Annotated in this window: 6 protein-coding genes and 1 pseudogene; 4 read left to right on the forward strand and 3 right to left on the reverse strand. The window is 39.6% G+C overall.

Translation table 11 applies throughout. The features are described from left to right. The first annotated feature begins 132 nt into the window (after nt 1-132). From ytxJ to ccpA, 3 genes and pseudogenes are all read left to right on the forward strand, one after another. Nucleotides 133-465: a bacillithiol system redox-active protein YtxJ gene (gene ytxJ / locus V7137_RS04730; RefSeq protein ID WP_335696987.1), complete on the forward strand. Its 333-nt coding sequence runs from the start codon at nt 133-135 to the stop codon at nt 463-465. Nucleotides 466-673: 208 nt separating this feature from the next. Continuing rightward, nucleotides 674-1,736: pseudogene (locus V7137_RS04735) on the forward strand (bifunctional 3-deoxy-7-phosphoheptulonate synthase/chorismate mutase). Nucleotides 1,737-1,979: 243 nt separating this feature from the next. After that, the gene (gene ccpA, locus V7137_RS04740) at nt 1,980-2,978 is read left to right on the forward strand and encodes a catabolite control protein A (protein WP_335696988.1); all 999 of its coding nucleotides are present in this window, start codon (nt 1,980-1,982) and stop codon (nt 2,976-2,978) included. Between the two features lie 211 nt (nt 2,979-3,189). Here the strand turns inward: ccpA and V7137_RS04745 are convergent, their stop codons facing one another. From V7137_RS04745 to V7137_RS04755, 3 genes are read right to left on the reverse strand one after another with little or no spacing between them, the layout of a single operon-like run. Further along, on the reverse strand, nt 3,190-4,362 hold the full coding sequence (locus V7137_RS04745) for an acetoin utilization protein AcuC (protein WP_335696989.1): 1,173 nt from the start codon (nt 4,360-4,362) through the stop codon (nt 3,190-3,192). Then, nucleotides 4,359-5,006, reverse strand: a complete 648-nt coding sequence (locus V7137_RS04750; protein ID WP_335696990.1) for an acetoin utilization AcuB family protein — start codon at nt 5,004-5,006, stop codon at nt 4,359-4,361. Before V7137_RS04750 ends, V7137_RS04745 begins: the two co-directional genes overlap by 4 nt. Nucleotides 5,007-5,052: 46 nt before the next feature. Further along, nucleotides 5,053-5,685 (reverse strand): GNAT family N-acetyltransferase, encoded by a 633-nt coding sequence (locus tag V7137_RS04755; RefSeq protein WP_335696991.1) that lies wholly within the window; start codon nt 5,683-5,685, stop codon nt 5,053-5,055. A 221-nt stretch (nt 5,686-5,906) separates the two neighbouring features. Here V7137_RS04755 and acsA point away from each other — a divergent pair, with 221 nt between their 5' ends. Continuing rightward, entirely contained in the window at nt 5,907-7,625 is a 1,719-nt protein-coding gene (gene acsA / locus V7137_RS04760) for an acetate--CoA ligase (RefSeq protein WP_335696992.1), read from the forward strand. The last annotated feature ends 331 nt before the right edge of the window (nt 7,626-7,956 follow it).

Genomic DNA, 7,956 nt, shown 5'->3' on the forward strand with positions numbered 1-7,956 from the left:
GCAAATCAACATACAAGTAGAACACAGCCAAACTTTAAAAAGTCGTCGAGGATAAAACAGTTTATTTGTTATAGAAACGGTGGAGTGATAAAATGACTTCACCGTTTATTTCATTTTTGGAGGTATGTACACATGTTAGCAAAAATTGATTCCCTTGAAGAATTCGATGAAGTATTAAAAAAGGAGAGTAAGTTTTTTCTTTTAAAGCATAGCCTAACCTGTCCGATTAGCCATGCTGCCTATACGGAATTTGAGAAGTTTGCAACTGAAAATCAGTCTGTTTCCACTTATTTCTTAGCCGTTCAGGATTCTCGTCCATTGTCTAATGAAGTCGCAGAGAAATTCCACATAAAACATGAATCTCCGCAAACCATCCTGTTTTCAAACGGAGAGGTCTTATGGAATGCCTCTCACTGGAAAATAACAAACCGTTCTTTGCAAGGAGCGTGGGGTGAAAATCAATAAATTGACCTCAACCTATTAAGTTTTTGGACAAAGTAATTTCGTTCTCATATTTAACTGAATGCTTTAGTGCTTAAAAGCGTTTAATCATTAAAGAAAAAGTTAGTGACAAATAAATGCATTTCAGATATAATAAGTCCTAATTATAACATGTTGAAATATTAAAAATCTTTGGATTGTACATTAGAGANNGAAAGGACGGGGACGAAGGATGAGCAAAAAAAATGAATTAGAACAATTGAGGGCACGCGTCGATGAGCTCAACTTGGAATTGTTAAAGTTAATTAATGAAAGAGCGCAGCTGGTTCAAGATATTGGGCGCGTTAAAGAAAACCAAGGGGTGTACCGTTACGACCCAGTTCGTGAAAGAAAAATGCTTGATATTATAAAAGAGCATAATGATGGACCTTTTGAAAATGCAACGATTGACCATATTTTTAAGGAGATTTTTAAAGCGGGTCTTGATCTGCAGCAGGATGACCATAGTAAAGCATTACTTGTCTCTAGAAAAAAACAACCTGAAGATACTATTGTCACATTAAAAGGTGAAAACATTGGTGATGGCAAACCACACTTCGTATTTGGTCCATGTGCAGTTGAATCATATGAACAAGTGGCAACTGTAGCGAAATCAATGCAAGAAAAAGGATTAAAACTACTTCGTGGCGGTGCCTTTAAACCAAGAACATCCCCATACGATTTCCAAGGGTTGGGCGTTGAAGGTTTAAAAATCCTCAAACGTGTCGCTACGGAATTTGATATGGCTGTGANNTGCAGATATTGAAATGGCACTAGATTATATCGATGTCATTCAAATTGGAGCACGTAATATGCAGAACTTTGAACTATTAAAAGCAGCAGGTTCTGTTAATAAACCGGTGTTATTAAAAAGAGGGATTGCAGCAACAATCGAAGAATTTATCAATGCTGCCGAGTACATTATGTCCCAAGGAAATGGCCAAATCATCCTTTGTGAGCGCGGCATCAGAACGTATGAACGTGCAACAAGAAACACACTTGATATTTCAGCTGTTCCAATCCTAAAGCAAGAAACCCATTTACCTGTCTTTGTTGACGTAACGCATTCTACAGGTAGAAGAGACTTATTATTACCGTGTGCGAAAGCTGCCATTGCCATTGGTGCAGATGGTGTGATGGCAGAGGTTCACCCAGATCCAGCTGTGGCACTGTCTGATCAAAAGCAGCAAATGGATCTTAATCAGTTTGATAAATTCTATAACGAACTGCTTGCTTCCAACTACGTTCGACTTTAATTACAAGTAAATGGATATAAAAAACCTTCTGCCATCTAGTTCAGAAGGTTTTTTTGATATTATTTAGTAATTTTACGAAAAATGTTGACAAATGCAATTGCGGCTTTCACCTTCTTATCGTATCATTAAATACATATTAAAGATTGTTTACGTTCTCACAAACAAAAACAAAAATAATGATTAAGTTTATACAACATGTTGTAAAATAATGAAAACGATGTTCGTTTTAGGAGAGTGTGTTAATTGAATATTACAATTTATGATGTCGCAAGAGAAGCAAACGTCTCAATGGCTACTGTTTCCCGTGTGGTAAACGGAAATCCAAATGTTAAGCCAGTGACCAGAAAAAAAGTGTTAGAAGTTATTGAAAGACTAGGCTACCGTCCGAATGCTGTGGCTCGAGGATTAGCTAGTAAAAAAACAACAACAGTTGGAGTAATTATTCCTGATATCTCAAATATCTTTTTTGCCGAATTAGCTCGTGGAATTGAAGATATTGCAACGATGTATAAGTACAACATCATTTTAAGCAACTCCGATCAAAACAAGGACAAGGAATTACATTTGCTCAATACTATGCTTGGCAAACAAGTGGACGGCTTAGTATTCATGGGTGGGAATATTACAGAAGAACATGTCGAGGAATTTGAAAAATCACCTGTACCGATCGTGCTAGCGGGTTCAATTGAAGAATCTAACAAGATACCGTCTGTAAATATTGATTATGAAGAAGCAGTTTATGATTCCATTAAGGAATTTATTGAAAAAGGTCATAAGAATATTGCTTTTGTCGTGGGTCCACTCCATGAACCTAAAAATACACTTAAGAAACTGAGAGGGTATCAGAGGGCATTACAAGAATCCGGAATTGCCTATAATGAGGAACTTGTGATTGAAGGCGATTATACCTACGACTCTGGGATTGAAGCAATTGAAAGACTACTGGAAGTCTCAGATAGACCTACAGCGATTTTAGTTGGATCTGATGAAATGGCTCTTGGTGTTGTACATGGAGCAGAGGACAAAGGCTATAAGATCCCTGAGGATTTTGAGGTAATCACATCTGACAATACAAGGCTGTCACTAATGGTGCGCCCGCAGTTAACCACCATTGTCCAGCCATTATATGATATTGGCGCGGTTGCAATGCGACTCTTAACCAAATTAATGAACAAAGAAAAGGTGTCAGAACAAATTGTGGTTCTTCCACATCGGATTGAACACCGTAAATCTACAAAATAAATGGAAGAATGGGTTGGCCGGAATTGGTCAACCCATTTTTTTATTTTGCTGTTTTTCGCCTTAATTGTTGTTTTTCGTAAAAGTTTATCCACCTGTATTCCCAGATGTATCGTGGCATCTATTCGTAAGAACATTTGCAAGAATCGCTTAGTAATAATAGTAATACCAATTATTTTGATTCAATAGCCACAAAGTTTACGAAAAGAGCCTTTTATAATGATTCACTTTTTTGTTGACTTCGAATCGGGTAGAGAGCTTTTTCAAGGGTTAATAAATTCTTTTCGGTAATCTCTGCTTTTCTTGGGATGGGGGTATATAAGTTTTTAGGATCGTCCCATTCTTTCGGTAAAACAACGGGGGAATCCTTTTGCCAGGAATCTACCCATTGACTTGGTAAACTTCCATAACAATTTGAGTTTTCTGTCATTTCGAGCCAAATAAGGGCCCATGCTCTCGGGACTACCCGCCAAATATCATAACCGCCTCCGCCAACAGCAATCCATTTCCCATTACAATATTGATGGGCAATTTCGTGGGCAAGTTTCGGTATTTCTCGATAGGTTTTCATGGTTGATGAAAGGTGCGTCAATGGGTCCAAATAATGGGAATCAGCACCGTTTTGAGTTAGAATCACATCGGGTTTAAAAAACTCAGCTACTTCTCTAAGCGCATGTGTGTAGGCGTAAAGCCACGATTCATCTTCGGTAAAGGCGTCTAAGGGGATATTAAATGAATAACCATAGCCTAACCCTTGACCGCGCTCATTTACATTCCCGGTACCAGGAAATAAATATCTGCCAGTTTCATGAATCGACAGAGTACATACCTTTGGATCGTCGTAGAAGGACCATTGAACCCCGTCTCCATGATGGGCATCCGTATCCACGTATAAAACACGAGCATTATATTTTTCTTGTAGATATTTAATGGCGACCGAACTGTCATTATACACGCAAAAACCTGATGCTTTTCCCCTGAATCCGTGATGTAATCCTCCGCCTAAATGAAGAGCGTGAAGGGCCTTTCCCGTCATAACTTGATCGACAGCTGTTAATGTTCCACCAACAAGTAAGGCGCTCGCTTCATGCATGTTAGGGAATATAGGGGTATCTTCCGTCCCAAGACCATAGTTTTCTGCTATTTCTGGCGGCAATTGAGCATTCCCTGCTTTTTTTACTGCTTCTATGTAACTGCGATCGTGAATTAACGCTAACTCATCATCAGAAGCCATTCTTGGCGGAATGACATCTTCAGGGTTAAGTGCAGCCATCTTGTCTAATAAGTCCACTGTTAACTTGAGCCGGAATTGATCAAAAGGATGATGATTGCTGAATTTATACTTCAGCAGTTCATTTGAAAAAACAAAGGAACATTTATCACTCATATTGAAATCCCCGGAAGATTTGGCCACAGCACTTGAAAGCCAGCCTGTTTAAGGTCTTGTATCAAAACTGTAGGATTCATAGTCTGTAATCTGATGACAAGTATTTTATACTGATTATCCATTTCATCAGGATAGACGAGGACACTCAAAATATTTGCTTTCCGATTTTTAATCACAGTGGTTATTTCACTAAGTTTACCGGCAAGGTTGGGGACCTTGATCTCAATTTGTGACCCTGGTTGATGAGCACCGGTTAATTCCACCAATGTTCGCAGTATATCTGTTTCAGTCACAATTCCAACTAATTTGCGGTTATTTATGATGGGAAGACAACTGATTTTATGCTCATAAAATAGGCCGGCAACTTCTTCGACAAAATCGAGTGGATGCCCGGTTATAACGTTGCGTTCCATAATAGCGTCAAGAGGCTTTTTCATATCTTCCGGATGCTCATTCGCGTGGAAAATAGATGGAGTTGCCTCATGGATATTTGATACTGTGACAAGACCCACTAAATGTTTTTCTGCGTTGATAATTGGGATATGGCGAATTTTTCTTGACTCCATTAATTGAATCGCATCAGCAATGGTATCTGTTGGTAGAAGTGTTGCAACATCGGCTTTCATGATTTGTTCGATTATCATTGGAAAATCCTCCTTACCTACGCAAGTATCCTAAAACACTAATAAGTTAATACATAAACCGGTTCATAAATCGCAGCCGGTCAAATTTTTGGATGGTTTCCCTATCAATTCTTTTTCCCATCCGGGCCATGAGACAGTTGGCAGGGTGCGAGCAAATTTCAGGGTCATCGGTGGCATACCATTCAAGGCCGCCTGCATTCATCATCTTTTCCATGATTTTACGGTACTCCCACACATTCAATTTGGTTCCTTTTAAATCCCAATGCCAATAATACTCGGTTGTGATGATGAGGTAATCTTCCATCGCGTTATCCATCATAGCAACTATTAGAAGGTTTTTACCTACTGAACAGCCTCGATATTGTGGAATGACTTCGATGGCCCCTAATTCGATTAAATTTTCTATTTTGCCTTCTGACCATCGTTCAAGCGGATCAGGATAGAGAAAGGTTACATAACCAACAATGATATTTTGATGTCTGACAATAATAATTCTGCCTTCCGGAAGTTTTGCAATTCCAACTAAAGCCTGATGCTGCTGTGCAGGAGGGCGGAATGCAACAAGGTCATCGTGGAAGTCATAACCAGCTAATTTATCTGCGGCAATTGGCCCCTCAACTATTAGGGAACCATGAGGTGTTTTTAATTGTTTAGCATTGTATGTTTTTTTGTGTTCCATACAGTCACCTACCTTGGGAAAATCTTTCTTATTCTCCATTCTATTATACATAAAATCTAGCAAGGAAAAGTTACTTCACAAAATTTTCAATCATATAGGGTCATTTTCAAGATGTTTAGTATAAAAAAATAAAAAATGTATATAATTTACTTTTTAAAAAATTGTGAATAGTTTATATTTGTAATATAATATCTAAAATAAGGTCCAGAGGGGGAGATTGAATGAAAGTGGAAGCGTTACCAGTTGTGCAAGGGGATCATAATCTAGTAAATTATCAAGAAAAGTACTTGAACTTTGACTGGAAGGAAACGGAAAAGGAATTTACCTGGAGTGAAACAGGTCTTGTCAATATGGCTTATGAGGCCATTGACCGTCACGCAAAAACGTTCCGAAAAAATAAAGTAGCCTTATATTATCGCGATGGTTTCCGAAATGAGAAGTACACCTTTAAGGAAATGAAAGAGCTCTCTAACAAAGCGGGCAATGTGTTAAAAACTTTCGGGGATGTCGATAAAGGCGACCGGGTCTTTATTTTTATGCCGCGGTCACCTGAACTTTACTTTACCGTACTAGGTGCTATTAAGCTTGGTGCAATTGTTGGTCCTTTATTTGAGGCCTTCATGGAAGGGGCTGTCAGGGATCGCTTGCAAGACAGTGAGGCGAAAGTTTTAGTTACCACTCCTGAACTGTTGGAGCGTGTTCCTGTTCAAGACCTGCCTTCACTAAAGCATATTTTCCTTATTGGAAAGAATGTAGATGAACAGGGACGATATATTGACTTTTTAAAAAGATTTGAAGCCGCTAGCAAGGATCTTCAAATTGAATGGGTAGACAGAACCGATGGTCTTATCCTGCATTATACATCCGGATCCACTGGGAAACCAAAGGGCGTGTTGCATGTACATAATGCCATGATTCAACATTATCAAACTGCAAAGTGGGTACTCGATCTAAAAGAGGACGATGTATACTGGTGTACAGCAGACCCAGGCTGGGTGACCGGTACCTCTTACGGTATCTTTGGGCCATGGTTAACAGGATCATCGAATGTGATTGTAGGAGGGCGTTTTAGTCCTGAATCTTGGTATCAAATGATTGAAGACTTCGGGGTAACTGTCTGGTACAGTGCACCAACGGCGTTCAGGATGTTAATGGGTGCAGGCGATGAATTGGTTAAGAAATTCGACTTAAGCAGCCTCCGTCATGTCTTAAGTGTGGGCGAACCTTTAAATCCTGAGGTGGTTAAATGGGGGGCAAAAGTATTCAACAAGCGAATCCATGATAACTGGTGGATGACGGAAACTGGCGCTCAACTGATTAGTAATTATCCTTGTATGGAGATTAAGCCAGGTTCGATGGGGAAACCAATTCCAGGTGTTCAGGCTGCGATTGTGGATAATCAAGGGAATGAACTTCCGCCATATCGGATGGGAAACCTAGCGATTAAAAAAGGCTGGCCTTCCATGATGCATACGATTTGGAATAATCCTGAGAAGTATGAATCTTACTTTATGTCAGGTGACTGGTATGTATCTGGGGATTCAGCGTACATGGATGAAGATGGCTATTTCTGGTTCCAAGGACGTGTGGATGATGTGATTATGACGTCAGGGGAGCGCGTGGGACCGTTTGAAGTAGAAAGCAAGCTTGTCGAACATCCTGCGGTTGCTGAAGCAGGTGTAATCGGTAAACCAGACCCTGTACGGGGGGAAATCATTAAAGCCTTCATTGCGCTTAGAGACGGCTACTCTGCAACAGATGAATTAAAAGAAGAAATCCGTCAATTTGTGAAAAAAGGACTGGCCGCCCATGCAGCTCCACGTGAAATCGATTTCCGTGATAAACTGCCGAAAACAAGAAGCGGTAAGATTATGAGACGCGTGTTGAAGGCATGGGAACTAAATCTGCCAACTGGTGACCTTTCAACGATGGAAGATTAATAGGATATTTTTTCCTAAGGAAAAGACGATGACACGAGCCAGGCTATACGCCTGGCTTTTTTGCGTTTATTTAGTAGGTTTTTTGATGGGATGTTAGGTTAAAAAAGAAATACTGGCCGATACGTCAAAGCGGCAGATAACATTAGAAAGGGGCCGATAAAGTATTCAAAGTGGCAGATTAAAGGCTTTATGTCCTGCATTTTTCAATATAAATGAATAATGTCATACAATTTTTTTAAAAATAAAAGGCTATGTTAAAGATTTTTGTTGATTTTGGCACACTGTTGATTGGAGCGAAAAGCGAAGCGCCTGCGGGAGGACGGGGCAGGGG

The sequence above is a fragment of the Neobacillus drentensis genome (genome assembly GCF_036962765.1).
In the GTDB taxonomy this organism is placed as follows: Bacteria; Bacillota; Bacilli; order Bacillales; family Cytobacillaceae; genus Neobacillus; species Neobacillus drentensis_C.

What these genes read in the sequence shown, in the direction of transcription:
- V7137_RS04755 (WP_335696991.1), bottom strand. Translation starts at nt 5,685, where the DNA reads ATGGAACACAAAAAAACATACAATGCTAAACAATTAAAAACACCTCAT.
- acsA (WP_335696992.1), top strand. Translation starts at nt 5,907, where the DNA reads ATGAAAGTGGAAGCGTTACCAGTTGTGCAAGGGGATCATAATCTAGTA.
- V7137_RS04745 (WP_335696989.1), bottom strand. Translation starts at nt 4,362, where the DNA reads ATGAGTGATAAATGTTCCTTTGTTTTTTCAAATGAACTGCTGAAGTAT.
- V7137_RS04750 (WP_335696990.1), bottom strand. Translation starts at nt 5,006, where the DNA reads ATGATAATCGAACAAATCATGAAAGCCGATGTTGCAACACTTCTACCA.
- ytxJ (WP_335696987.1), top strand. Translation starts at nt 133, where the DNA reads ATGTTAGCAAAAATTGATTCCCTTGAAGAATTCGATGAAGTATTAAAA.